Source organism: Oceanobacillus limi, from assembly GCF_900111445.1.
In the GTDB taxonomy this organism is placed as follows: domain Bacteria; phylum Bacillota; class Bacilli; order Bacillales; family Amphibacillaceae; genus Ornithinibacillus; species Ornithinibacillus limi.
The window spans coordinates 22189-48405 of record NZ_FOHE01000010.1; the positions used below are offsets into that span (position 1 = coordinate 22189).

The following is a 26217-nucleotide window of genomic DNA, read 5'->3' on the forward strand; positions in this document are numbered from 1 at the left end:
CACTTCTAAATAATGGACAAAACAGTAGCAAATACTACATAATAGGAATGTTACAAAATTAACCAGTTTGTCATTGAAATGTTACTTGTTTTCGACAAGTTTTTGCTCTATGTTTATTAGTAGAGCGTTTTTCATCAACAATTTATGGGAAAAATTGTTGTTGGTTGCTAAAATAGGTAATGCTATCTACCCCCAGAAATGGAAAGAACGTGTAGAAAAATATAATTGAAATTAGTCATCATTGGAGGAACGTATCATGTTTTCTAATGCAGAAATCGGAATTGATCTAGGTACTGCAAATATACTTATATACGCTAAAAATAAAGGAATTGTACTCAACGAACCATCAGTAGTAGCGATTGATATGAGCACGAAACAGGTCGTAGCAGTTGGTACAGAAGCGAAAGAAATGGTTGGAAAAACTCCACGAAATATTGTTCCCATCCGCCCGTTAAAAGATGGTGTTATCGCAGATTACGACATTACTGCGCAAATGCTAAAAGCATTTCTTAAAAAAGTAAGCAAAAAAATGGGCATGTCGATGCGTAAACCAACTGTTGTTGTTTGTACACCAACTGGAAGTACGTCAGTAGAACGTCGTGCCATCCATAATGCGGTTACTAGTTATGGTGCAAAAAATGTTCATTTAATAGAAGAACCCGTTGCTGCTGCAATCGGAGCTGATTTACCAGTAGACGAGCCAATTGCCAATGTTATTGTTGATATCGGTGGAGGAACAGCGGAAATCGGAATTATTTCCCTTGGTGGGGTTGTTTCCTCCAGCTCAGTTCGCGTTGGTGGAGACAAAATGGATGATGAAATTATCCAATACATCCGCAAAAAGTATAATATTCTGATTGGGGAACGTACAGCAGAAAATATTAAAATGGAATTGGGTTATGCTCATCCAAACCATAAGGAAGAAATAATGGATGTTCGCGGGCGTGATATGGTTACAGGACTTCCTAAAACCATTTCTATTTCATCAAAAGAAATTTATGAAGCAATTCGTGAGTCATTGGAACAAATACTACAAGCTATTCGAATTACACTTGAAAATTGTCCACCAGAATTAAGTGGTGACATTGTTGACCACGGTATCGTAATAACCGGCGGTGGTGCATTATTACATGGCATGAAGGAATGGTTAGCACAAGAACTTGCTGTTCCTGTACACGTAGCTCCAAATCCACTTGAATCCGTAGCTATCGGAACTGGAAAAGCAATTAAAATGATTACGAAATTAGAAAAAGCAGCAAAATAACGTTGACAGAAGAGGTGGGCTATTTGCTCCACCTCTTTTGATTTATATAAAGGAATTCTATTTTGATATCGACTAATACGATAATTTCAAACGAAGGTGTTTACAAATTATTCAGAATATATTACACTAATTAATAAGAGTCATGACTACGTGTTCCACACGATTATCTCATGACCTATTTTGTATACAAACTCATACATTCTGCCTAACTTGTTTAAGACCAATGCCAGGTCTTCCCCCAACAAGTATCAGCCAGTTCATCTGACGACAGCTATCTGTTGTCTAATTGAACTGGCTTTTTTTATTTTGAATAGACAGCCAGTAAGTCCTCCCCCATCTCAAACGTTTAACGGCGAGAAATTTAAGGAGAGGAGTAATTGTGATCAATCAGTAGTGGTTAGAGCCACCCAAATGAAGATTCACTTTATTTTATGGAAGGAGTGAAGAAGTGACTGGTGCATTAGAAAACATTCGTATTCTGGATTTATCACGTGTTCTAGCTGGTCCCTATTGCACAATGATATTAGGCGATCTTGGTGCCGAGGTAATAAAAGTCGAAGCACCTGGTGGTAGTGATGACACACGAAAATGGGGACCCCCTTTTCAAAATGATATGAGTGCCTATTATTTATGTGCAAACCGAAACAAGAAGAGTATTACCGTTGATCTAAAGTCGGTAGATGGGATTGACCTCATAAAAGAACTTGTAAAGGAAAGTGATGTCCTCATCCATAATTTTAAAACTGGGACAATGGATCGGTTTGGATTAGACTATGAAAATTTAGCAAGTATAAATCCCTCCTTAGTTTATTGTTCGATTACCGGTTTTGGAGAAACTGGCCCCTATAAGGAAATGCCAGGCTATGATTTTATTATTCAAGCAATGAGCGGTTTCATGAGCATTACCGGAGATTCCGAATCAGGTCCACAAAAGGTCGGTATAGCAATCACCGATATTTTAACGGGACTGTATGCATGTATTGGGATTCAAGGAGCATTATTGGAACGAAATCAATCCGGAAAGGGACAAAAGCTAGATATATCCCTCTATGACTCTGCTGTGAGCGCGCTAGTAAACATTGGGAGTAATTATTTAATGTCTGGTACGATTCCGAAAGCTCTTGGAAACCAACATGCCAATATTGTTCCCTATCAAACCTTTCAAACCGCTGACGGGGAAATGGTTATTGCAGTAGGGAATGATAAACAATTTAAGACATTATGTACTATTTTGGAAAAACCAAAATATAGTGAAGATGACCGGTTTAAAACGAATCCAAATCGTGTCGCAAATCGTGATGTGCTCGTTCCTTTACTACAGGAAATTTTCCTAACCAAACCAACCTCGTATTGGCAGGAGAAATGTAGGGAAAACAATATACCTTGTGGCCCAATTCAAAATGTAGAAGAGGTAACCAATGACCCACAATTACAAGCTAGGGACATGTTTTTAGAAATGAATCACCCTACTGCAGGCATCATCAACATGATTGGAAGCCCGTTGAAACTTTCCCGTACACCCGTCACGCTACGGCACCACCCACCAGATGCCGGGGAGCATAATCAAGAGATAGTTACAAAATTATATACCAAGGATTAGGAGTTGAATATCGTATGAATTTTCATTTTACAGAAGAACAACAGCTACTTAGAGATACCGTAAGAAGTTTTGTCGATAAGGAAATCATGCCATTCATTGCAGAATGGGATCGCCAAGGAAAGTTTGATCCAGAACTCATACCAAAGCTAGCTGACCTCGGTTTAATGGGGGTTTGTATTCCCGAGAAATATGGTGGGAGTGGAATGGACTACAATTCCTTAGCTATCGTATGCGAGGAATTAGAAAGAGGAGATACGGCATTCCGTACTGCAGTCTCCGTCCACACAGGACTCAACAGCATGACCCTACTGCAATGGGGGACAGAGGCGCAAAAACAGAAATATTTGGTTCCACAAGCTAAAGGAGAAAAAATTGGTGCTTTTGGTTTAACGGAACCTGGTGCTGGTTCGGATGTAGCTGCCATCCAATCTACTGCTGTTAGAGATGGGGATTACTATATTCTAAATGGGCAAAAAACGTGGATTTCATTATGTGATAGCGCCGATCACTTTCTCGTTTTTGCCTATACGGATAAATCCAAAAAGCATCACGGAATATCCGCTTTTATTGTCGAACGTACATGGGATGGTTTTTCTTCAAAAGCCATCAAAGGAAAACACGGGATACGTTCTGGAAATACGGGTGAATTGTTTTTTGAAGATGTAAAAGTTCCTGCTGAAAATTTACTTGGTGAAGAAGGAGAAGGATTTAAGATCGCTATGTCTGCACTAGATAATGGACGATTCACCGTTGCTGCAGGTGCAGTTGGTCAAATTATGGCGTGCTTAGAAGCAAGTGTAAACTACTGTCACGAACGAGAGACATTTGGCAAACCAATTGGAAAACATCAGCTCGTCCAACAAATGATTGCCAACATGGAAGCAGGCCTACAAATGAGTCGCCTTCTCGTATACCGCGCAGGAGAATTAAAAAACGAAGGAAAACGAAACACACGAGAAACCTCGCTTGCAAAATGGCAGGCATGTGATTTCGCCAATAAAGCAGCTGATGATGCCATTCAAGTACATGGTGCTTACGGCTATTCGGATGAATACCCGGTGGAGCGCTATTTGCGTAATTCAAAGGCACCAGTCATTTATGAAGGTACACGAGAAATTCATACAATCATGCAAGCCGAATACGTACTTGGCTATCGACAAGATAAACCCTTAAACAAAATGCTCCCCGCTTGGGAAAACGAATAACTAGCTAAGCTTGGCATTGAATAGATTTGTCAAATACGATATCCTTAAAAGTGAAGATATTGTCATAATAATCAATAAAATCTATCAATCTACCAATCACGTCATAAACGCATGTTTAAAAAGGAGGGTTCACATGTTTGAGTCACTTACAAAAAGTATTTATATTAATGGGGAATGGAAAGAGGTTAACGCTAAGAAAACCCAAGTTATTTATAATCCAGCTACCCTAGAAGCGTTAACAGAAGTAGCCTATGGTGGTCAGGAGGAAACAAAGGAAGCGATTGATGCTGCCTCACACGCATTCCAATCGTGGAGTGAAATGACTGGTAGGCAACGTTCACGAGTTTTATATAAAGCATCTGAAATGATGCGCAAAGATGCCAAACGGTTAGGACAAATTCTAACGATGGAGCAAGGAAAGCCGTTAAAAGAAGCACTTGGTGAAGTAAAAGGTGCCGCAGGTTTTTTATTATGGTATGCAGAAGAAGCTAGTCGGGGATATGGGGAGTGGATCCCTTCGTCCATCCCATCAAAACGGATGTTAGTTATTCCAAAGCCTGTAGGAGTAGTCGGGGCCATTACGCCATGGAACTTCCCAGCATCGATGATCACGCGGAAATTAGGACCTGCACTTGCAGCTGGCTGTACTGCTGTTTTAAAACCATCACCTGAAACACCATTATCAGCAATCGAAATCGTGAAAATCTTTGAACAAGCAGGAATGCCTAAAGGTGTTATTAATTTAGTAACAGGCGATGCACAAGCAATCGGGCAGGAAATGCTCACCAACAAAAATGTCAAAATGATTACATTTACAGGATCTACTGAGGTCGGAAAATACTTAATGCGAGAAAGTGCTAATCATGTAAAAAAAGTGGCACTTGAACTAGGTGGCCACGCGCCGATTATTGCCTTTGAGGATGCTGATATCGATAAAGCGACAACGTTGGCATTAGGTAGTAAGTTTCGAAATAATGGGCAGACGTGCATCTGTGCAAACAGGTTGTATGTTCACGAAGACATCATCGAAGAATTTACAAACGTACTGAAGGAAAAAGTAGAAAAGTTAAAAGTTGGATCTGGACTTGAAGAAGACACCGATCTGGGACCACTTATTAGTGAAAAAGCGACGGAAAAAGTGCAAGCCCACCTAGATGATGCCGTTCAAAAAGGAGCAAGCATTGTTTGTGGTGGAAGCAAGTGGAATGGAGAATTAAAGGGGTATTTCTATCCGCCAACTGTCATTTCTAATGTAACGGATGATATGGTTGTTATGCGGGAAGAAACATTCGGCCCACTATTTCCAATCCAACCATTTTCGGACGAAGATCGTGTCATCCAAAAAGCCAATAACACCGACTATGGTTTAGCTGCATATATCTTCACAGAAAACACAAGTCGTACATTACGTGTAGCAGAAAAGTTAGACTATGGTATCGTTGGTGTTAATGATGTCTTCCCTGCCGTACCAGAGGCACCGTTTGGTGGAATCAAACAATCCGGAAATGGCAAAGAAGGCGGTCACCATGGGATGGATGAATTTCTTGAGAAGAAATTTGTTTCAATCGGAATTGAATAATTTTGATTAACAAAAAAGCGCGCGACTATACTAGGAGTCGGGCGCTTTTTCATTTGCTTCAGTATAGGTTTGATACTGTTTATATAAATCTCGCAAAGCAGACGCTAAGGCATTCCCAGCTTTACCTAAATAATGACGCTTCACTTCTTCTACTGGTTCTTCGATTCCTTCCTGCAAGCTATAGCCTCGCAGTATTTGCTGAACAAATTCACGCCCATGCACTGTTGCCAGTGTACAACCTGCTGTTACGATAACGCCATATTTTTTGTCCACCTCGGCCGTGATCGTTAACGTATCATACATACTTTTCGCCGCCATACCCGATGGCAGCCTAGCATGTCCTGCAATAAACACCGTTTTCACGTGGTTCATCTACCCCCTAATGAAAAAGTTGGGACAAGCGTTTCAGTCCAAGGTATTACGAAAACCTAAACCTGATGATTTATAGGCTTATTTAGCAGAATGAGGATCCACTTTGTTTTCGGTGGGGATCCTCATTCCTTTAAACTGCTCCAGTAACGTTAACTGGATTACTTTTCGTTTGTTTTTTAATTCATTACATCGGATTTTTCCATTGTCTCCGTTTCGTAAATAACGACCCCTCGTTTGCCCATCTCCTCGATATACGGTTTGCCAGGGACGATATTCTCAGGAGGATAAACTCCCTCTTTATCAATTTGACCACGGCCAATCATTTGTGCAACTACGGACACCGTATTGGCAGTTGCTCGAGCCATTGCTGTTACATTTGTTTCTCGGTCTTTATAGGTTGTCATCTCATACGCACAAGTAGCTGGTACCCCATCTTTACATCCAGACACAATCACTCTCAATAGAACCGCGTCATCCTTTTCTCCTAATTCAACAATCGGATCTAGAACCTTTAGTAATACTTCACGAGGATTGATTTTCTCTCCCCTCACATCTACCTCATAATCCATACGTGTTAAGTTCAAATCAACAAGCAATTTAAACTTCTCGGCATGACCAGGATATCGGATTGTTTTATATTCCAACGTATCAACATTTGGAAATGAAATTGGTAAAGTCGATGTTCCACCAGAAGTATGGAAGGCTTCTAAAGGTCCAAACTTTTCAAAATGAATTCGCTCCACCTCTGACAAGGAAGGTACCTCTTGTTTTACACCATTTCGAATAATCACGGATGGATCTGTATAGTGATCGAACACACCTTCCATTGAAAATACATGATTATATTCCAAAGGGGCTTCTGGCTTTACTGGAATACCTCCAACATATATTTTAATCGAATCTACTTTATCTAGTTTACTAGCTCCATATCCAGAAAGAATATTAATCATCCCTGGAGCAACCCCAAGGTCTGGTATCAGTGTTACGTTGGCAGCCTTTGCCTCTTCTTTCAGTGCTAACACTTTATCGGTCATGTGTCCGATATGCCCACCTAAGTCGACCGAGCTAACCCCTACTTGAATCGCAGTTTTTGCGACTATTTCGTTAAACGAATAAAACAAGGCATTGATTATTACATCAAATTGCCTCATATAATTGGCTAACTCTACTTCATCACTTGCATCTACTCGATATGCCGTTAATTTTGTTGAATCCAGACTATCACATACCTGTTGCGCACGATCCAAGTCAATATCTGCTAATCCGACTGCTTCGACTCCTTCACTAGCAACAAGATCACGAGCTGCTTCTTTTCCCATTAACCCTGAGCCTAATACACCTATTTTCAACTTATTCACTCCCTTTCCTATCTATCTCTTATTCATCAACATCTATTTGCGCACGCTGTAGCTTCCCACTGAAATCAACATACACGGCTTTCCACTCGGTAAATACATCGAGCGCCTGAACACCAGAATCACGGTGGCCATTTCCAGTTCCTTTTGATCCACCAAAAGGCAAATGAATCTCTGCACCGGTTGTACCCGCATTTACGTAAACGATTCCTGTATCTAGATCACGTTGCGCCTTAAATACTCGATTCGCATCATTCGTAAAAATCGAGCTAGACAAGCCATATGTCACACCATTGTTTACTTCAATAGCTTCCTCAAAGCTTTTCACAGGAATAAGCGACACAACTGGACCAAAAATTTCCTCTTGGGCAATTCGCATATCTGCGGTTGCATCCGTAAACAATGTTGGTGCAAAGTAATGTCCATTACTTAGATCTCCATCGGTAAGCTCATAACCACCTGCGAGCAATTTTGCCCCTTCATTCTTACCGATTTCGATATAATTTTTAATTTTGTCGAGTCCTGCTTTATTTATAATTGGTCCTACTTTAATCGATTCATCCAATCCATTTCCAATCGTTAGTTTCTCCATCTCTACCAATAAACGCTCTTCTAAGCGTTCTTTGACATCTTCATGGACAATCACACGGCTACATGCTGTACAACGCTGACCACTTGTACCAAATGCACTCCAGAGAATTCCTTCTACTGCAAGGTTAAGATCCGCATCATCCATTACAATGACAGCATTTTTCCCACCCATTTCAAGGGAGACCTTTTTCAATTGACGACCACACTCGCCTGCTATATGACGACCAGTTTCGTTGGATCCAGTAAATGAAATTACTCTAATATCATCATGGTGCACCATGGCATCACCTACTGTTGAACCAGAACCAAATACAACGTTAAGAACACCTTTTGGCAAACCTGCTTCTTCAAAAATCTTTGCCAGTTCATATGCCATGATCGGTGTTTCTGTAGCTGGCTTCCAAATGACAGCATTTCCTGCAACAATTGCCGGAAATGATTTCCAAGTTGCAATAGCAATCGGAAAATTCCATGGTGTAATAATTCCCACAACACCGATTGGAGAACGAACACTCATGGCAAACTTATCCTTTAGTTCTGCTGGTGTCGTTTGCCCAAACAACCTTCTCCCTTCACCAGCCATATAAAAGGCCATATCAATTCCTTCCTGAACTTCTCCCCTTGCCTCTTCCAACACTTTTCCATTTTCCATTGTCAAAAGCTTCGAGAGCCTTTCCTTCCGCTCTTTCATTATATTCCCAACGCGGTATAGCACCTCTGCACGCTGTGGGGCTGGTACTAAAGCCCATTCTTTCTGCGCTTTTTTAGCAACGTTAACCGCTTCATTAACGGTAGCTGCATCGGACAGTGGTACTTCTACAACGGTTTCGCCTGTTGCTGGATTAATAACAGGTGTTGACTTTTCTCCTTCTACCCAGTCACCATTCAAATAGTTTTCTAGTTTGCTTGTTTTGAGTAATACATCTGTCATTCCAATCCCTCCTAATAAGATTTGATTCTATGGTTTATCGATTACGTAGCTGTGTAATCGTAGATGATACGGAAATGTGCTCCTTATCTGTCAATACCTCTATTACAGTTGGCTTTTCCTCCTGTAACGCTAGATCAAGAGCGGACTCAAATTGTTCTATATCCAATACCCTTTTCCCGATTGCACCAATACTAGTTGCTAAGTCAGCAAAGGATACATCGCCAAGATCCGTACCCATTACTCGATTGGGGTAATGCATTTCTTGATGCATTCGGATGGTTCCATACATATTGTTATTAAACACAATTGCAATTATTGGAATCGATTCACGAACGGCAGTTTCAAGCTCTTGAAATGTCATCATGAACCCACCATCTCCAGATAGAGAAACAACTGTTTTACTAGGATAGGCAAGCTTTGCTCCTAGTGCAGCAGGCATCCCATATCCCATTGCCCCCGAAGTAGGTCCTACATAGGTATGTTTTTCATCAAATGAATAAAAGCTGTGTAACCAGCCGGCAAAATTACCTGCATCATTTGTAAGCAGGGCATGCTTTGGAAGCTGGTCATTCAATTTTTGGATAATATGTTTATTGATCACATCACCCTCGTTTATGGTTAACTCACTAGTCTGTATATAGCTGGTTCTACACAAACCAGCCCACGTAGACCAGGATGGTTTTATATTAATCTGAAGAAGCAATTCGAAAGCTTGTTGAAGATCTGCGACAACCCCAATATCAGGCGCATAAACCTTCCCAATAATTTGATGGTCTATATCAATGTGAACGAGCCTTTGATCGGCTTCAAACAGCGTATAATCCTGTGTTGTCACCTCCGATAACCTTGTTCCAAGAGCTAAAATGACATCTGTTTCTTTAACCCTTTCAATAATTTGTTTATTTGTTCCGAGACCAAGATGTCCCGCGTATAATGGATGGTTGTTTGGAAATATATCATGTCTGCGAAATGCTGCGATCGTTGGTATGGTAAATCTTTCTGCAAAACGAAGAAGTAAATCTTCTCCTTGAGATAGCTTTACACCACCTCCGGCAATGATGAGTGGAGACTTTGCTGAAGTTAGAATTTGTTCGATTTGTTCGATTTCTGTTTGACTTGGAGCTGGTTTTGGTCTTTCTGTTACTGGCTTAAAGGACATTTCACCCTCAACAGGCAAAACATCTTCTGGAAGCGAAACGATTACTGGACCCGGCCTACCAGATTGAGCAACTCGAAATGCTTGTTGAACCAACTCAGGCATTCTTTCTGGATCCGTAACTTCTACAGCCCATTTGGAGATCGGTTGAAAAAATTTCTCTAAATCTATTTCTTGAAATCCCTCTCTCCCGCGAAACTTCCGGTGAACCTGCCCCAAAAATACAACCATCGGTGTAGAATCCTGATAAGCGGTATGTACGCCAATAGATAAGTTCGTTGCGCCCACCCCTCTAGTCGCTAGAACAACTCCTGGCTTTAAGGATGCCTTTGCATAACCTTCCGCTATAAAAGAAGCTCCTCCTTCATGTCTAGCCGAAATTAGTCGGATGGATGGTTCATCGTAAAGCGCATCTAATAAAGGTAAATAACTCTCTCCAGGGACACAAAAAACATTGGTGACCTTCTCACGTTTCATGCACTCAACAATAGCATGGGCTGCTGTCATCGTCTTTGTTTGTTGAATGGCCAATTTATTTTGCATATCGCTCAACTCCTAAAGTCTAGCTTTCGCAGCCGACGTATTACTTCATTTATACGTTCGATTGTTACAGATAATGCAATTCGTACAAAACCTTCTCCTGATGGTCCAAAAGCATTACCAGGTGTTACAATGATCCCTGCCTTCTCTAGTAGGAAGTCAGCAAACGCTATGGATGTGAAATCGCTTGGAATTTTTGCCCAAAGAAAAATGGATCCCCTTGGCTTTTCTGCATGCATGCCAAGTTCCTCTAAAGCGTGATGTAATACTTCCATTCGTTTTTGGAACACCTCATTATTCTGCTTCACTGTAAATAAGTCACTTCTTAAAGCGACAGCTGCCGCTTTTTGGACTGGGATAAATTGACAGGTGTCTATATTACTTTTTAATGTAGCGATTGCCTGAATGATTTGCTTATTCCCAACGACATACCCAATTCTCCAGCCTGTCATATTAAAGCTCTTTGATAGCGACCCAAATTCAATGGCATGTTCCTTTGCACCAGGAACCTGTAGTACACTCGGCGCTTGGTAACCCGCAAACGTAACTAGGTCATACGCAGCGTCATGTGCAAGGAGCATATTATTTTTCTCTACAAATGTAATCGCTTTCAAAAATACATTGATATCTACTGTTGCTGACGTTGGATTGCTTGGGTAGTTTAAAAATAATAACTTGGCTTTATCTCTTGTTGATTTACTTACATTCTCTAATTGAGGAATATACCCATTCTGTTGATCGAGAGAAACATACTCCGTTTCCCCTCCAGCAAGGTGAACAGCAGTACGGTAAACTGGATATCCAGGATCCGGAACTAAAACGGTATCACCAGGATTAATAACTGCTTGCACCATGTTAGCAATCCCCTCCTTGGATCCAATCAAGGCCAACACTTCTGTATCTGGATCCAATGCAACACCATAATGATTTTCATAATACGCTGCAACCGCAAGCTTAAATTCTTGGATGCCATCATAGTTGGAATATCTATGATTTGTTGATACCGATACTTCTTTAACTAACGTATCAATGATAAATTCAGGTGTTGGTAAATCAGGTGCACCAATTCCTAAATCAATCACATCGACCCCTTGAGCTTGCAGTCCTTTCTTTTTTCGTTGAAATTCAGAAAATAGATATGGTGGTAGGTTTTTCACCTTATCAGAAACATGCATCTTTAACCCTCCACTCCAGTATAGAATACCAGAATAAATTTTTCAATTATTAAAATAGACTGAATAAAAATCAGAACCTCTATCCTTCACTGTATTTTTTTACTCTTTTATTTATACGAAATTTAGTCATTTTTCTTTGTAAAAGTTTGTTAAAATAATCATAAGAGGTGAAGTTATATGAAAACAGAAAAAAGTATTGCCATTCAATATGATCAAGAAGATCCGTTACAGTCTTTTCGAAAGGAATTTTATATCTCTGATAACACCATTTATTTTGATGGAAATTCCTTAGGACTGTTATCCAAGCGAGCTGAACAAGCTGTGGAGTCCATCATGGAAGCGTGGAAACGTCATGCAATTGATGGGTGGACAGAAGGGACGCATCCATGGTTTTATTTATCCGAACAGCTTGGAGATTTATCTGCACCATTAGTTGGCGCTTCAACGGACGAAGTTATTGTAACCGGTTCAACGACGACGAACCTGCACCAGCTTGTTGCCACATTTTTTAAACCCGATGAAAAAAGAAATAAAATTTTAGCAGATGAATTAAACTTTCCTTCTGACATCTATGCATTAAAAAGTCAGTTGAAACTAAAAGGGCTGGATCCAGATGACCACCTTGTGCAAATAAAGAGTAAAGACGGAAATACTCTACAAACACAAGATATTATTGATGGGATGCAAGATGACATTGCTCTCATTGTATTGCCATCCATTTTATACCGAAGTGGACAAATAGTAGATATGGAAACATTGACAAAAGAAGCGCATAAGCGAGGAATTATAATTGGATTTGATTTATGCCATTCGATTGGTTCGATCCCACATCAACTAACGGAATGGGACGTAGATTTCGCTTTTTGGTGCACCTATAAACACTTAAACGGTGGTCCTGGTAGCGTAGGAGCGTTATATGTAAACAAGAAACATCTAGGAAAAGAACCGGGACTTGCTGGATGGTTTAGTTCAGCTAAGGATAAACAATTCGACATGGAACACACGCTAACACCTGCTGAAGATGCTGGAGCATTTCAAATCGGCACTCCACACGTATTAAGTGCCGCTCCTTTATTAGGTTCATTGGAAATATTCAAGGAAGCCGGAATGGATCAAATTCGTGAAAAATCTCTTAAATTAACAAACTACTTCATGGAATTAATAGAGATCGAGCTAACCGACTATGCGTTTACGATTGCCAATCCACGAGATGATCAAACAAGAGGAGGCCATATATTCCTAGAACATCCAGAGGCCGCTCGAATTTGTAAGGCACTGAAAGAAAATGGAATTGTTCCTGACTTTCGTAATCCTAATGGAATTCGTTTAGCTCCCGTAGCTTTATATAATACGTTTGAGGAAGTATGGGAAACGGTAAAAACGTTAAAAGAAATTATGCAGGAGGAAAGCTACAAAAAATTTGAAAACAAACGAGGAGTGATTGCTTAATGGCCAAATGGATCGATATTTCTCAACCACTTACAAATGATATGGCACATTTTCCAGGGGATACCCCTTTTTCCTATTCCTTAACCTATTCGAAAGAGGAAAATGGAACCGCAAACATAGGTCAGATGACTGCCAGCTTACATAATGGAACACATATAGATGCTCCCTTTCATTATGACTCCGATGGTAAAACCGTCGACCAGCTTGACTTAGAACGATATGTTGGCAACGCTATGGTGGTTGATGTGAGTCATGTAGACCACATCACACCAGAGGTTTTTCAGGGAATCAATCTAGCAGATACTAAACGGGTATTACTTCGAACAGCATTACCAAATAACCCGAAACGATTTCCGAAAACAATGCCCGCTATCGATCCAGAAATTGCTCCTTACTTGCAAGAGAAAGGGGTACTTCTATTAGGTGTTGATATGCCTTCTGTAGATGCGCCAGATAGTAAAGAACTAGCAACCCATCACGCGCTGTATAAGCACGATATCAATATCCTTGAAAACCTCATGCTTGATGAGATCGATGCGGGAATGTATGAATTAATTGCACTACCACTTGCTATTCAAGGTGCAGATGGTAGTCCAGTGCGTGCAGTAATCCGACCATTAAAGGATGTGAACAACCATGGCTAACCATGAGAATAACGATACATTTCAATCGGAAAAAGGCATTCATACCGACTTTTTAGAAAAGATGACGTATGGAGATTATTTACAGCTAGACACATTATTGGATAGTCAAAAACGCCTTTCCTCTCACCATGATGAGATGTTATTCATTATCATTCATCAAGTAAGTGAATTATGGCTAAAACTGATTATTCATGAGATCCAAGCTGCAACAACAGCGATACAGAATGGTGAACTACAGGCTTCCTTTAAAATGTTGGCACGTGTTTCCAAAATTCAATCACAAATCATTCAGGCTTGGGATGTTTTATCCACATTAACTCCAGCCGAGTATATGGAGTTCCGTGATAAATTAGGGAACGCATCCGGATTCCAATCCTATCAGTATCGATTAGTAGAATTTGTGCTAGGCTACAAAACACCTCACATTATGAAAATATATAAAAAGAATGAAGATTTATATCATATCTTGGATGAGGCTTATCGTGCACCAGGACTTTATGACGTGGCAATTCAAGCGCTTGCTAAAGATGGTTTTGATATCAATGAGTCAGTCTTACAGCGAGATTTTTCCCTAACCTATGAAAAGGATGAAACTGTAGAAGCAGCCTGGCTAGATGTATATAAAAACAAGGAAAAGTATTGGGATTTATATCAGTTAGCGGAGAAGCTAGTAGATATTGAGGATTGGTTCCAACAATGGCGCTTCCGACATATGAAAACCGTAGAACGCATTATCGGACACAAGGTCGGAACTGGTGGTTCCTCAGGCGTAGGCTATTTGAAAAAGGTACTTGATCATTATTTCTTCCCAGAATTATGGGAAATCCGCACTAAATTATAGAGTTGACATGTGTGATATAATAGCAATTTCAGCTATTTGGAATTTATCTTGTCTTAAATGATGGTGCGCTCACGTTCGATGGTGGAGCGTTGATGTCCGGTAGTGAGACGTTCTAGTTCGAAGACGCTTGAACCACTGCTTAGGAAGAGTGTCCGTAATAATTCAAAAGTATCATTTTATAAGACTCATAGCATGAACGACAAATAGTGGTGGCATTCCAGCTACCACTATGTTATTTTTTTATCATTAGAATTAGAATTACCACCGAAAATGAAAGTGAGGCACTTGATTATGCAAAATCAAAAAAATGACCAGTGGACGACCAAACTTGGATTTATCCTTTCCTCTGCAGGTGCTGCAGTCGGACTAGGGGCCATTTGGAAATTCCCATATATGACCGGAATGAATGGTGGTGGGGCCTTCTTCTTTCTATTTATTCTGTTTACAATTGTCATTGGTTTACCCTTGCTTATTGCTGAGTTTGTCATTGGACGTGGTTCGGGACGCGAGGCAGTGAGCGCCTATAAATTTCTCGCACCTAAAACAGGTTGGTCGATCATTGGCAAATGGGGAGTTTTAGGCTCATTCCTACTTATGTCTTTTTATAGTGTTGTTGGTGGTTGGGTCTTAATCTATAGCGGTTTATCCATTGTCGGAATGATTATTAAAGAAGATGTTGTTTATGAACAGCTTTTTGCTACGATTACAGGCAGTCCAGTGATCACCCTTTTGGGGCTAGCGGGATTTCTTGCCATTAATATAACCGTTGTATCCATGGGGATAAAAGGTGGTATTGAAAAAGCAAGTAAAATCTTAATGCCATTATTATTTATTTTCTTTATTATTCTTGTTATCCGAGCGGTAACGTTTGAAGGTGCCGTAGAGGGGATTCAATTTTTCCTTCAGCCTGACTTCTCCCAAATCACTGGTGAAAGTATCCTTTATGCATTGGGGCAATCCTTTTTCTCTTTAGCTGTAGGATTTTCAGTCATGGTAACGTATAGCTCCTATTTAGGTAAAGATGTTAGTTTGCCTATGTCAGCAACTTCTGTGTCACTGATGAATATATTTGTATCCTTATTAGCAGGATTGGCAATTTTTCCAGTCGTATTTTCATTTGGACTTACACCAGCTGAAGGGCCGGGATTATTATTTATGGTCTTACCAGAGGCTTTTTCTCAAATGCCATTTGGTGAATTGTTCTTAAGTTTGTTTTTACTTTTATTCTTGTTTGCTATTTTGACGTCGTCGTTTAGCATGCTTGAAATTATCACCTCCGCCTTTACTGCAAATAAAGCTCGCTCCCGTACTAGGGTTGCCATTATTGCTGGTACTATTATCTTTTTTGCTGGTATACCAGCAGCTTTATCCTCTAGTCATATGGCTGAGGTAAAACTGTTTGGACTAACGGTATTTGATGCAACAGATTTTTTGGTGAGTAACATGTTACTTCCAGGAGGGTGCTTACTAATCGCTTTATTTATTGGATTTAAAATGGATAAAGAACTGATCAAAAAGGAGTTTTATTATAGCAATAACTTGCCAGTTGGCTTGTTTCCCATGTGGTTTCAGATCATGCGTTGGATTGCTCCCGTCACCATCATCATTGTATTTTTAGGGTCACTTGGTATTATTTAATCACAAAATTTCTAAGTAGTAACTCGTTAACCTATTAGGTTAGAAACGATCAGATAGAAAAACCAATGACAACACGAGATTGTCATTGGTTTTTTATTAGTTTCTTCCAGAATTCTTTCCGTTGTTTCCTTTATTTCCATTCTGTTTATTTCCTTTGCCTTTGCTCTTGTCTTTATTTGGCTTATTTTTTCCTTTTCCAGCCTTCTTTTCTTTCTTATGTTTTCCTGCTTTTTTCTCGGCCTTATGCTCCTGTTTTTGTGCTTTCTTTTCTTGCTTTTGAGTTTTCTTTACTTCCTGCTTTTCTGTTACGTTTACAGCTTGTTCCTCATTCTTCTCTACCTCTTCAACTTCTTCGGTTTCCTCTGACTCTGGAGTACTTTCCATTTCTTCAGCTTCTTGAGACGCTTCTACATCATCTTCTAAATCGATGGTTTCCTCTGAAACACCTTCTTTATTCGTACGCTTTTCAATTTTTTGAGCTAATTTTGCAAATGATTTTTCAATATTTTTCATGATAGCCTGTTGTGCATTGGGATTGTCAATTTTAGCTAAGACCATGGTAAGAGCATCAATATTTTGAGCAAGTTTTACTTGAACTTCGGTTTGTTCATCCTCACCATTATCCTCATTTTCTTTTTCTGTCCCCACTGATTCTTCTTCAGCTTCTAATGATTCCTCATTTTCATCGTCTGATTCTACAACTTCTTCATTGGTAGTTTCTTCTTCTTGTTCACCGGGTTCTTCACTTTCTTCAATTACTTCGATTTCTACTGTTTCTTCATTACCTTTTTCATCAATTGTTTCCTCTGCTTGTTCTTGGATCGTTATTGCTTCTTGAAGTAATTTGGAAGCTTCCTCGCTTTTACCAGCTTGAATCAATGCGTTTGCTTCTGCAATACGTTCTGCAGCAATTTCTGCAAGAAGTTGTCCTTCTTTGTAATCATTAAATGTCAATGCAAGTTGAATTTTTTCCTTTACTACTTTTACAAAATAAAAGAAATCTCCAGGAATTAGGTTTGGAGTTTCTTCCTCTACTTCCTCCACCACTTCCTCACTTGTTGATCCATCATTTACATTATTTTCCTCGTTATCTTCCACTTCTGTAATAACTAAGTTGGACGAATCCTCCTCTTCCGCATTAACCGTACCTGTTCCGATTGTCATGACAGCCATTGATGCTACCAATGAACCTAATAATTTCGTTGATAATTTCAACATGATTCCTCCCTTATAATAAATAATTGCAATATAACTTTCGGTTATAGAGAAGGATTTATGTCGCATTTTACACCAACGAACGATAAATAAAGCTATCGACCTAGTCCTATATAGGTAAATATGCACAAAAAAACCCCTAAAGTTATCCTCTAGGAGTTCTGTTTACTGATTTTATAAATCTTCTTCTACACGGAACACTAATTTAAATTTACTTTCATCGATTAAGTCGGCAACATGAACACGAACACCGTGACCGAATACGACCTCATCTTCTGTCATTGCGACGACCATCGCCTTCGTACTTTGCTGCACATCAACGTAAATATCACCAACTACTGGAGCAATACTTTCATCGCTTTCAGCTAAATAAGAAATCGATTCATCTTCAAGCTGCTGGGATTCAGGTACCAAGCTTTTATCATAATATGCAATCTCTTGACTAGCATCCGCACGGCCAGGAACCATGACTACATATTCATGATGTTTCACACCGTTATCCCTTGTTGTTACTACATTTCCATCTTCTACACTCTCAACCTTTTCAATGGCATTTAGGGAATAATGGTCTAAAAAGTCAGGAGCAGGCTTAATAATTAAAATGTAATCACCTGGCTCTGGTTTCTTATTTTTATCAATCGTATAACGCTTGCCGTAAAAAATAAATGTATCATTATGTTGTGGCTTATATAAATGAATATCACTAGCTTTCGTTAACACTTGTTTCATATCTTTTAGTCGATACAAATGAACAGACTTCTTAAACATAGGTTTAACCGAGTAAACTTGGTGAAGCTCATTTTCATAAAAAACAAATTGTCCTTTTCTCACTTGTAGAAGTTTCATCTAATATCCTCCTATGAAATTACTTAGTCATACATATATGTAGTTCATATATATTTTAACAACAATAGTCGATTATTATTCTTATGTTCCCTTAACTATACTTCATTTAAACATGAAAGCAAGTATTATTCTAGTCTTTACAAAAATAATTTCTTTTAACGAACATTTTCATCCATATGAACAAATGGTAAATCCGTATCTACCTCACCTAAAATTCGCTTGGTTGTCATGGACTTACCTTCTAGCCATTGCGCAAAATCGAAAATTACTGGCTCTCGATCTCCACCTAAAGCAAACCAAGCCTTTCGCTCTTTCGGAAAGTAAGCTGATGTATGAATCGTTCCAGACCAATTTTTGTATTGCGTCGAAAACACACCTTTATCCGTATCATTTAACATACGAAAGGCTTGGTATGCATCCGAAATGTCGTGTTGTTGTTGGTTCATAGCATCCATTCTTTTGTAAGAATCATCAAGGTGGTGACGGTTTTCATGCTTCAGTAATTCGAAATGGTTGGTACACATATTTGATTGTCGAACTTCAATTCCTCGTGGAGTTGCTTCTACGACATATGTTTCACCAGTTTGATCTAACACAACATAGCTAAACGAATGACGATGGGGAATAGCCTTTAACAACGTAACAGCTTCTTCTACATTTGCACATGTCTCCAATACGATTCGTCCAATCATATTACAAATGAACCCGTCGCCTGGCTTTTTGCGATGCATAAAATTGTACCCCATTGCGAGACCTTTTTCATTCATCCCGTCCATTCTACCTGTAATTCGTTGCGATGGTCCAATTACTGCATATCCACCATCTGTTGGTTGATAAATCGTATAGCGCCCTTCGTACGTTTTGGGGTGGTAATCATAATTTCTGATCATATAATCCGAACCAGTATAAATCGAACAACCACTTCGCATATAGGCCAAACGATATCCACCAAACTCCTGTAAAACCTCATTCATTGTCCACCCTAACGCATCCTGCAACCCCAATAGCTCACGCCAAATCTCAGGTGCAAATGGTTCTATTGCTGCCTTTACTTCCTGTTCATCAATCGTGAAGCGTGGACGCCGAATCTTCCATTGTTTCTTGCGATTTTCTATTGTTAAGGAATCTCGTAATAATTCCCCTTGTAAATATCCAAAATCATAATGGGTTCCACGAAATGGAATGATATCACTATATATCTGTTTCATGATATCCCCCTCTTTTTATTTTATTTACCCATAGTCTAGCGGATTCACTTCTATTTGAAAAATAACTCGACTTATCACCAATCCTTCTGTTCCATGATTACTTAGTACTTAATTAGGATCAGAAAAAAGACACTTTCTTATAAGGAACAAAAGCGCAAGCGCCCCGGATAGAGACGTACGGACTGGACTGAGCCGTAGGAGATAAAGGAAACACGGCGACCGAAGGAAGCCGATGTTGACTTATCGTACGAAGGCGAGGGAAGTCTCGCTAGTCTCTGGGCGCTGGAGCTGGACGCGGCTGTTCCTACCAATAATTTATCCACAGGGATTTAATTTTATAATTTCCTAAGAAGCTAAAAAAGCTAGTAGAGGCTTCACTCTACCAGCTTTTTACTCATTATTTTCAAAACCCTCTATTTTTATCGATAGCGTTTCCCAGCGTTCCATTTTAGCTTCTAATTCTGCTTCAACTTCTTGTTGTTCTTTAAATAATTTCTGTACCTGCTCGGAATCACTGCCAGCTGCAACAATGCCTTCTTGCAGTTCTTCTATTCTTTCTTCTAATGAAGTAATTTGGTCTTCAATTTCATTCCATTCTTTCTGTTCCATATAGGATAATTTCTTCTTTTGTTTCTTTGGTTTTTCATCTTTCGTTACTGTTTTCATAGGCTTTGCCGCTTTCACTTGCTGTTTTTCAAGAAAATCACTATAATTTCCGAAAAATGTGTTTACGTGACCATTCCCCTCAAAAACGAGTAATTTATCCACTACACGATCCAAGAAATAGCGGTCATGTGATACCGTAATGACAACTCCAGGAAATTGATCTAAATATTCTTCTAGCACACTTAAGGTTTGTGTATCCAAGTCATTGGTAGGCTCATCAAGAAACAGGACGTTCGGCTCCGTCATAAGTATTTTCAAAAGGTATAGTCGTCTGCGTTCCCCACCAGATAATTTTCGAATGTATGTCCATTGTTCGGATCGTGAAAACAAGAAACGCTCCAACATCTGCTCTGCAGTGATGGCTGAACCATCTTGTGTATGAATGACTTCTGCGACTTCCTTAATATAATCAATAATACGCATACTTCCGTCCAGTTCTTCGTCACCTTGTGTATAGTAACCGACCTTTACCGTCTCGCCAATAATAACTTCGCCACGATCTGCTTCTAGCCGCTTCGCCATTATATTTAGTAAGGTCGTTTTACCTGATCCATTTGGACCAATAATTCCAATTCGATCGCCCGGAATAATTAAATGGTTAACATCACGTAATAATACCTTATTTTCAAACGCCTTTTCTATGTCTTTCAATTCAATAACTTTTTTACCTAACCGCTGGGAGCCAACTTGAAATTCAACATTTTGCTTATTTGTATCAAAGCTCTGCTCCTTCATATCATGAATCCGGTCAATTCGGGCTTTTTGTTTCGTAGAACGAGCTTTAGCACCTCTTTTTAACCAAGCTAATTCCCTACGAAGCGTATTAGCATGCTTTTGTTGGTTGCTAAGCTCAAGCGCTTCCCGCTCCGCTTTTTTCTCTAGGAATACTTCATAGTTTCCCTCGTAAATATACAGATTTCCATTATCTAACTCATAAATTTTATTGGTTACACGATTTAAAAAGTACCGGTCATGTGTAACAAGTAATAAAGCTCCTTTAAAGCTAGCTAAGTATTTCTCTAGCCACCCTACTGTTTCATTATCTAGGTGGTTTGTTGGCTCATCTAATATTAGCAAATCAGCAGGCTGAATAAGTGCTTTTGCTATTGCAACTCGCTTTTTTTGGCCTCCGGATAGTTCCGTAATCCGCCTCTCAAAATCCGTTATTCCTAACTTGGTCAATACTGTTTTCGCTGCAGTATTTGCTTCCCATGCTTCCTGTTCATCCATTTTCTGTTGAACTTTTAGAAGCCGTTCTTGAATCTGTTCATTGGTGGGATCTTTTTCTAAATTTTGCAGGACAGACTCATATTCCCGCATCACCTTCATTATGGTAGCTTCCCCGTAATAAATTTGTTCGATAACGGTTAAGTCCGGATTAAGTTCAGGGTCTTGAGCTAAATATTCGATTTGATAATCCTTTGGAGCAATTACCTCCCCTTTTTCTGGAGCATCAATCCCTGCTATTGCTTTAAGAAAACTAGATTTCCCAGTTCCATTTACCCCGATAAGACCAATTCGATCTTCTGATGTAATTGTGCAAGAAATATGGTCGAATAATACCTTTTCGCCATATGATTTATATAAATTCTCAATGGTAAGCATTGTCAGAACCCTCTTTTAACCTTTATTTATCTACCTTACGATTCGTCACTACATATTTCACTAGCAAGACAATTAAAAATAATAACCATGATGATACAATATAGAATATAATTTTACTAGCTTCACTTAATTCAGAAAAAAAGAAAGCCATTCCGAACCAAATAATCGAAATTGCTATGACCTGGTATATATAAAATTTCATTGCAATCTCCCCCAATTTCTATGATAACTCTTTGTCTAGTGTACCTTACAATGATTTATTTTTCCATTTGCAAAGAAAGATGGATCGGTTATCATTTCATTAACCATAAGGAAGGGCTACAGATCCCTGTAGCCCTCCTAAAAAAATCTTTATTTACAACTGATTCACAAGATTAGCCATTTCGATTGCAGATACAGCTGCTTCTGCACCTTTATTTCCTGCTTTCGTACCAGCACGCTCGATTGCTTGTTCAATCGTTTCCGTTGTCAAAACGCCGAAAATAACAGGCTTTCCTGATTGAATAGCTGCTTGGGACACACCTTTTGCCGATTCATTACACACATAATCAAAGTGTGGTGTTGAACCACGAATAACTGTTCCTAGTGTAATAACAGCATCATACTTATCATTGTTTGCCATTTTTTGTGCCACTAATGGAATTTCAAATGCTCCCGGTACCCAAGCAACATCAATATTATTTTCACCTACACCATGTCTTTTCAACGTATCTATCGCACCGTCTAACAGTTTACTTGTAATAAATTCATTGAAACGACCTACGATTATACCGACTTTTAAATCACTACCTACTAAATTTCCTTCAAATACGTTTCCCATTAACTCCATCTCCTTGTCATTCATTTCTATTTATAAGCCACTTGACTTTCAAGTTTGCTACGGTAACGAATTAATTCCTCAATGGATATCAGTTTTAAGTCATAATCCTCAGCCATAACTTCTAGATCTGGCAACCGAGCCATTGTCCCATCTTCCTTTATGATTTCACAGATGACCCCTGATGGAAATGCACCACTTAACCTCGCTAGATCAACAGAAGCCTCTGTGTGACCAGGACGAGTTAAGACTCCTCCATCTTTGGCAATTAGCGGGAACATGTGGCCAGGCTTTTTAAAATCAGCTCCGGTCACACTTGGCTCTAGCATCGCTTGAATGGTTCTTGCGCGTTCTGCTGCACTGATTCCAGTTGTTGTGCTCCTATGATCAATACTTACGGTAAATGCCGTACCGAATGGATCGGAACTATTACTTGTCATTAGATCTAAATCTAACTTCTCTGCTAAATCCTTTTCTATGGTTGTACAAACTAATCCTTTCCCATGTGTAATCATAAAATTAATCATATCTGGGGTCGCTTTCTCAGATAATGCCACGAAATCCCCTTCATTTTCTCTATTTTCATCGTCTACAACAATAACGGCTTTTCCTGCCTTTAAATCAGCAATCGCCTCTTCAATTGTATGTAACATGATCCGTCACTTCCTTTATAAAAATCCATTATTCCTTAAAAAATCTTTGCTAATGTCCTCTTTTTGGGAAGAGAACTGTTGCTCCAGCATGTTTTGCACATACTTGGCAAGCATATCACACTCAATATTTACGATATCTCCTTGCCCCTTCTCCCCAAGTACCGTTTCGGATACAGTATGTGGGATGAGTGAAATCGTAAAGGTATTATCTTTACTATTAAATACCGTAAGACTCGTTCCATCTACAGTTATCGAGCCTTTTAATAGTACAAATCGAGCAAATTCTTCTGGAATTTCAATATCATAGTAAACCGCATTTTCTTGCTTTTGTTTCCTTTTAATTGTTCCAACCCCGTCTACATGCCCCGAAACAAAATGTCCACCAAACCTACCATTGGCAGCCATTGCTCGCTCCAAGTTAACATGTGCACCTGAAGTCAACCCATGTAATGATGTGGATTTTACCGTTTCTGGCATGACATCAACTTGAAATTCGTTTGCTGTAAATTGAGTGACGGTTAGACAAATGCCATTTACAGAAATACTATCCCCTAAATTTACATCCTCCAAAATCTTTTCTGCTTTGATTATCATTTGGATTGATTGTTCAGAAACAGGTTGGATCTGTTTAATTGTGCCTTTTTCTTCAATAATACCTGTGAACATTTTCCTCATCCCTTTTATATAAATTAAAAAGCCCCTGAATAGCTTCAGGGGCATAAGGACAGAATTTTACCAACAAGTAGCAACAAACGATAGGAAAAATAGATAGATTTCCCCTACATTTTAAGACTTACTTGCTTTCTAAAATTCCTTCTCCCATCCAGACTTTAACTGTCGGCTCTGGATTTTCACCAGATCCACCGCATCGTATAACGATACGGGTCACGGACTAAGAAGCTTTAGCTTCATCACCGCCGGTTGGGAATCACACCCTACCCCGAAGGAATACAATATATTTCATTAATTTTCATTAAGTTTATCAGCGATTTTATGAAAAAGCAATCATTTGATTTCAAAGGATTTTTACTATCATCATGGAAGTTTTCACTAATCCATCTTCTCAAACTCATCTACCATACGTTCATAATTAAGAGCACCAAAGGCAACATTATGTATCCTCCCTTTTGTATCGATGAGGTAGGTAGTTGGAATGGGATTGATTCGATATTGGTCTGCTACTTCTGCTGTTTCATCCATTAAAATGGGAAAAGTTATTTGATACTCATCAACAAATTCGCTTACATCACTTTCGCGTATTTCTGTATCTGTTAAATTTACCGCTAAAATGGCGATATCCTTGTCATGATAAAACTTCTCCATATCCGGCATTTCTGATCGACACGGACCACACCATGTAGCCCAAAAGTTTAACATAACCTTCTCTCCTTGAAAATCTGAGAGTTTCACCGTTTCTCCGTCAAGGGTTGTTAATTCAAAATCAGGAGCAATGTTACCTTTTTTTAATCCTACTTCATCGGTAGCTCCTCTAGACATTACTTCAATTCCTGTTTCAATTCTGCTATCTTCTGTAGGTTCCATTTGACTTTCATTCGACTTGTCTGAATTACTCACATCATCATATATCCCCCACGCAAACATGACAATAATAAAGAAAATGGGTGCTGTTTTTTTCACAATCATTCCTCCATTCACTTGAATAGAAAATAACTAGTCAATAGATTCACTTACATTTATTATGTACCATTTTTTGCATACTAATGCTTGATAGATACAATTAACGTATCAACACCTTCATTGATATTTTGGTTGATTACCATTAAAATTTTGTATTATATACAGGAATCGATAAAGGAGTGGTCGAAGTGTCATTGCAAAAAGGAAAAAAGAATTGTATTACAGACGTAGCAGATGTACAAGTAGGTCATGTCACGTTATATGAAAAGCTTAATGATACGGATACAATATGTACTGGGGTAACTGCTATTCTTCCCCACAAAGGAAATTTGTTCAGCGAAAAACTTCATGCAGCAAGCTATGTCATTAATGGTTTTGGTAAAACAAGTGGATTAGTTCAACTGGAGGAACTCGGTTTATTAGAATCTCCTATCATGCTAACAAACACCCTTAGTGTTGGTCCTGTGATGGAAGGTACGTTACGTTACATGTTATCTCAACATGAAGAAATTGGGGAATCAGCAGGGACAATAAATCTTGTCGTCGGAGAATGTAATGATAGCCACTTAAATTCCTCTAGACTTCAAGCAATCCGCCCCGAGCATGCGATCAAAGCCATTGAAAATGCGAGCACAAGCGCTGTAGAAGAAGGGGCAGTTGGTGCTGGAAAAGGCATGATGTGCTTCGGTTACAAAGGTGGTATTGGAACAGCATCTCGGATCGTAACTTCAGCTGATACAAAATATACAGTTGGTTGTCTTGTACTAACCAATTTTGGACAACGTGACCAAGCATTATTTGCAGATTTTCCTAAAATAGAAATCGACACTCCTGATGGCTCTATTATGATGATTATTGCTACAGACGCGCCCTTGTATGATCGTCAACTGAAGCGATTAGCTAAACATACAACTGCTGGCTTAGCCCGTACAGGTAGTCATATATCCCATGGAAGTGGAGATATTGCTATCGCATTTTCTACCGGAAACAAATATAGTCATCATGCAAACGCTCATACCGAATCAATGACATATATCCGTGATAGCCACAAAGTAATGAACCAGCTCTTTCAAGCCGTCATTGAATCAACAGAAGAAGCAATCATCAGCTCCCTTAAACACGCGGAAACTACAGAAGGAAAGCGCGGACGTGTTGTAAAAAAAGCTCCACTTCCAAGCATCGAACAATAGCTAAAGAATCTAGCTTACAAATTGGGCTAGATTCTTTTC

At 39.3% G+C, this 26217-nt stretch carries 22 protein-coding genes, 1 pseudogene and 1 riboswitch; of the genes and pseudogenes, 9 read left to right on the forward strand and 14 right to left on the reverse strand.

The features are described 5' to 3' along the window. Positions 1–256 precede the first annotated feature (256 nt). From mreBH to BMX40_RS11630, 4 genes are all read left to right on the forward strand, one after another. Positions 257–1264, forward strand: a complete 1008-nt coding sequence (gene mreBH / locus BMX40_RS11615; protein WP_090870060.1) for a rod-share determining protein MreBH — start codon at positions 257–259, stop codon at positions 1262–1264. A 448-nt stretch (positions 1265–1712) separates the two neighbouring features. After that, on the forward strand, positions 1713–2864 hold the full coding sequence (locus BMX40_RS11620) for a CaiB/BaiF CoA transferase family protein (RefSeq protein ID WP_090870062.1): 1152 nt from the start codon (positions 1713–1715) through the stop codon (positions 2862–2864). A gap of 14 nt (positions 2865–2878) precedes the next feature. Beyond that, positions 2879–4069, forward strand: a complete 1191-nt coding sequence (locus BMX40_RS11625) for an acyl-CoA dehydrogenase family protein (protein WP_090870064.1) — start codon at positions 2879–2881, stop codon at positions 4067–4069. 133 nt (positions 4070–4202) lie between these two features. Beyond that, positions 4203–5648, forward strand: coding sequence for an NAD-dependent succinate-semialdehyde dehydrogenase (locus tag BMX40_RS11630; protein ID WP_090870066.1), 1446 nt, complete (start codon positions 4203–4205; stop codon positions 5646–5648). A 30-nt stretch (positions 5649–5678) separates the two neighbouring features. Here the strand turns inward: BMX40_RS11630 and BMX40_RS11635 are convergent, their stop codons facing one another. The 5 genes from BMX40_RS11635 to BMX40_RS11655 all read right to left on the reverse strand — a co-directional run bounded on the left by BMX40_RS11635 (position 5679) and on the right by BMX40_RS11655 (position 11768). After that, the gene (locus BMX40_RS11635) at positions 5679–6011 is read right to left on the reverse strand and encodes a DUF3870 domain-containing protein (protein ID WP_090870262.1); all 333 of its coding nucleotides are present in this window, start codon (positions 6009–6011) and stop codon (positions 5679–5681) included. A 185-nt stretch (positions 6012–6196) separates the two neighbouring features. After that, a complete protein-coding gene (locus tag BMX40_RS11640) occupies positions 6197–7369 on the reverse strand; it encodes a saccharopine dehydrogenase family protein (protein WP_090870068.1) in 1173 nt (390 codons plus the stop codon). A 28-nt stretch (positions 7370–7397) separates the two neighbouring features. Then, positions 7398–8897, reverse strand: coding sequence for an aldehyde dehydrogenase family protein (locus BMX40_RS11645; RefSeq protein WP_090870070.1), 1500 nt, complete (start codon positions 8895–8897; stop codon positions 7398–7400). A gap of 34 nt (positions 8898–8931) precedes the next feature. Then, a complete protein-coding gene (locus BMX40_RS11650; RefSeq protein ID WP_425287858.1) occupies positions 8932–10596 on the reverse strand; it encodes a thiamine pyrophosphate-binding protein in 1665 nt (554 codons plus the stop codon). A gap of 5 nt (positions 10597–10601) precedes the next feature. Further along, entirely contained in the window at positions 10602–11768 is a 1167-nt protein-coding gene (locus BMX40_RS11655; RefSeq protein ID WP_090870072.1) for an aminotransferase class I/II-fold pyridoxal phosphate-dependent enzyme, read from the reverse strand. Positions 11769–11945: 177 nt separating this feature from the next. Here BMX40_RS11655 and kynU point away from each other — a divergent pair, with 177 nt between their 5' ends. The 4 genes from kynU to BMX40_RS11675 all read left to right on the forward strand — a co-directional run bounded on the left by kynU (position 11946) and on the right by BMX40_RS11675 (position 16340). Then, positions 11946–13217, forward strand: a complete 1272-nt coding sequence (gene kynU / locus BMX40_RS11660; protein WP_090870074.1) for a kynureninase — start codon at positions 11946–11948, stop codon at positions 13215–13217. Then, entirely contained in the window at positions 13217–13861 is a 645-nt protein-coding gene (gene kynB, locus BMX40_RS11665; protein WP_090870076.1) for an arylformamidase, read from the forward strand. Before kynU ends, kynB begins: the two co-directional genes overlap by 1 nt. Then, on the forward strand, positions 13854–14702 hold the full coding sequence (kynA, locus tag BMX40_RS11670) for a tryptophan 2,3-dioxygenase (protein WP_090870078.1): 849 nt from the start codon (positions 13854–13856) through the stop codon (positions 14700–14702). The genes kynB and kynA overlap by 8 nt, the downstream gene beginning before the upstream one ends. Positions 14703–14993: 291 nt before the next feature. Then, positions 14994–16340: a sodium-dependent transporter gene (locus BMX40_RS11675; RefSeq protein ID WP_090870080.1), complete on the forward strand. Its 1347-nt coding sequence runs from the start codon at positions 14994–14996 to the stop codon at positions 16338–16340. 96 nt (positions 16341–16436) lie between these two features. On the opposite strand, the gene BMX40_RS11680 is transcribed toward BMX40_RS11675, so the two are convergent. The 9 genes and pseudogenes from BMX40_RS11680 to BMX40_RS11720 all read right to left on the reverse strand — a co-directional run bounded on the left by BMX40_RS11680 (position 16437) and on the right by BMX40_RS11720 (position 24988). Then, positions 16437–17555, reverse strand: a complete 1119-nt coding sequence (locus tag BMX40_RS11680) for a DUF5667 domain-containing protein (protein WP_090870082.1) — start codon at positions 17553–17555, stop codon at positions 16437–16439. A 174-nt stretch (positions 17556–17729) separates the two neighbouring features. Continuing rightward, entirely contained in the window at positions 17730–18401 is a 672-nt protein-coding gene (locus BMX40_RS11685; protein ID WP_090870083.1) for a hypothetical protein, read from the reverse strand. A 155-nt stretch (positions 18402–18556) separates the two neighbouring features. Next, positions 18557–19609 (reverse strand): C45 family autoproteolytic acyltransferase/hydrolase, encoded by a 1053-nt coding sequence (locus tag BMX40_RS11690; protein ID WP_090870085.1) that lies wholly within the window; start codon positions 19607–19609, stop codon positions 18557–18559. Between the two features lie 390 nt (positions 19610–19999). Beyond that, on the reverse strand, positions 20000–21880 hold the full coding sequence (locus tag BMX40_RS11695; RefSeq protein WP_090870087.1) for an ABC-F family ATP-binding cassette domain-containing protein: 1881 nt from the start codon (positions 21878–21880) through the stop codon (positions 20000–20002). 22 nt (positions 21881–21902) lie between these two features. Beyond that, the gene (locus BMX40_RS11700; RefSeq protein WP_090870089.1) at positions 21903–22082 is read right to left on the reverse strand and encodes a hypothetical protein; all 180 of its coding nucleotides are present in this window, start codon (positions 22080–22082) and stop codon (positions 21903–21905) included. A 153-nt stretch (positions 22083–22235) separates the two neighbouring features. Further along, the gene (ribH, locus tag BMX40_RS11705) at positions 22236–22700 is read right to left on the reverse strand and encodes a 6,7-dimethyl-8-ribityllumazine synthase (protein ID WP_090870091.1); all 465 of its coding nucleotides are present in this window, start codon (positions 22698–22700) and stop codon (positions 22236–22238) included. Positions 22701–22738: 38 nt separating this feature from the next. Then, positions 22739–23350 (reverse strand): annotated as a pseudogene (ribB, locus tag BMX40_RS11710) (3,4-dihydroxy-2-butanone-4-phosphate synthase); the annotation flags it as partial. Positions 23351–23365: 15 nt separating this feature from the next. Beyond that, the gene (gene ribE / locus BMX40_RS11715; RefSeq protein WP_090870095.1) at positions 23366–24016 is read right to left on the reverse strand and encodes a riboflavin synthase; all 651 of its coding nucleotides are present in this window, start codon (positions 24014–24016) and stop codon (positions 23366–23368) included. Positions 24017–24157: 141 nt separating this feature from the next. After that, positions 24158–24302, reverse strand: a riboswitch (FMN riboswitch). 98 nt (positions 24303–24400) lie between these two features. Then, positions 24401–24988 (reverse strand): peroxiredoxin family protein, encoded by a 588-nt coding sequence (locus tag BMX40_RS11720; RefSeq protein ID WP_244513506.1) that lies wholly within the window; start codon positions 24986–24988, stop codon positions 24401–24403. Positions 24989–25176: 188 nt separating this feature from the next. Between BMX40_RS11720 and BMX40_RS11725 the strand changes: the two genes are divergently transcribed. Beyond that, positions 25177–26178: a P1 family peptidase gene (locus BMX40_RS11725; RefSeq protein ID WP_090870100.1), complete on the forward strand. Its 1002-nt coding sequence runs from the start codon at positions 25177–25179 to the stop codon at positions 26176–26178. The last annotated feature ends 39 nt before the right edge of the window (positions 26179–26217 follow it).

Coding starts and splice junctions, on each gene's coding strand:
- mreBH (WP_090870060.1), top strand. CDS start 257: ATGTTTTCTAATGCAGAAATCGGAATTGATCTAGGTACTGCAAATATA.
- BMX40_RS11625 (WP_090870064.1), top strand. CDS start 2,879: ATGAATTTTCATTTTACAGAAGAACAACAGCTACTTAGAGATACCGTA.
- BMX40_RS11630 (WP_090870066.1), top strand. CDS start 4,203: ATGTTTGAGTCACTTACAAAAAGTATTTATATTAATGGGGAATGGAAA.
- BMX40_RS11645 (WP_090870070.1), bottom strand. CDS start 8,897: ATGACAGATGTATTACTCAAAACAAGCAAACTAGAAAACTATTTGAAT.
- BMX40_RS11650 (WP_425287858.1), bottom strand. CDS start 10,596: ATGCAAAATAAATTGGCCATTCAACAAACAAAGACGATGACAGCAGCC.
- BMX40_RS11655 (WP_090870072.1), bottom strand. CDS start 11,768: ATGCATGTTTCTGATAAGGTGAAAAACCTACCACCATATCTATTTTCT.
- kynU (WP_090870074.1), top strand. CDS start 11,946: ATGAAAACAGAAAAAAGTATTGCCATTCAATATGATCAAGAAGATCCG.
- kynB (WP_090870076.1), top strand. CDS start 13,217: ATGGCCAAATGGATCGATATTTCTCAACCACTTACAAATGATATGGCA.
- kynA (WP_090870078.1), top strand. CDS start 13,854: ATGGCTAACCATGAGAATAACGATACATTTCAATCGGAAAAAGGCATT.
- BMX40_RS11675 (WP_090870080.1), top strand. CDS start 14,994: ATGCAAAATCAAAAAAATGACCAGTGGACGACCAAACTTGGATTTATC.
- BMX40_RS11685 (WP_090870083.1), bottom strand. CDS start 18,401: ATGAAACTTCTACAAGTGAGAAAAGGACAATTTGTTTTTTATGAAAAT.
- BMX40_RS11690 (WP_090870085.1), bottom strand. CDS start 19,609: ATGAAACAGATATATAGTGATATCATTCCATTTCGTGGAACCCATTAT.
- BMX40_RS11695 (WP_090870087.1), bottom strand. CDS start 21,880: ATGCTTACCATTGAGAATTTATATAAATCATATGGCGAAAAGGTATTA.
- BMX40_RS11700 (WP_090870089.1), bottom strand. CDS start 22,082: ATGAAATTTTATATATACCAGGTCATAGCAATTTCGATTATTTGGTTC.
- ribH (WP_090870091.1), bottom strand. CDS start 22,700: ATGGGAAACGTATTTGAAGGAAATTTAGTAGGTAGTGATTTAAAAGTC.
- ribE (WP_090870095.1), bottom strand. CDS start 24,016: ATGTTCACAGGTATTATTGAAGAAAAAGGCACAATTAAACAGATCCAA.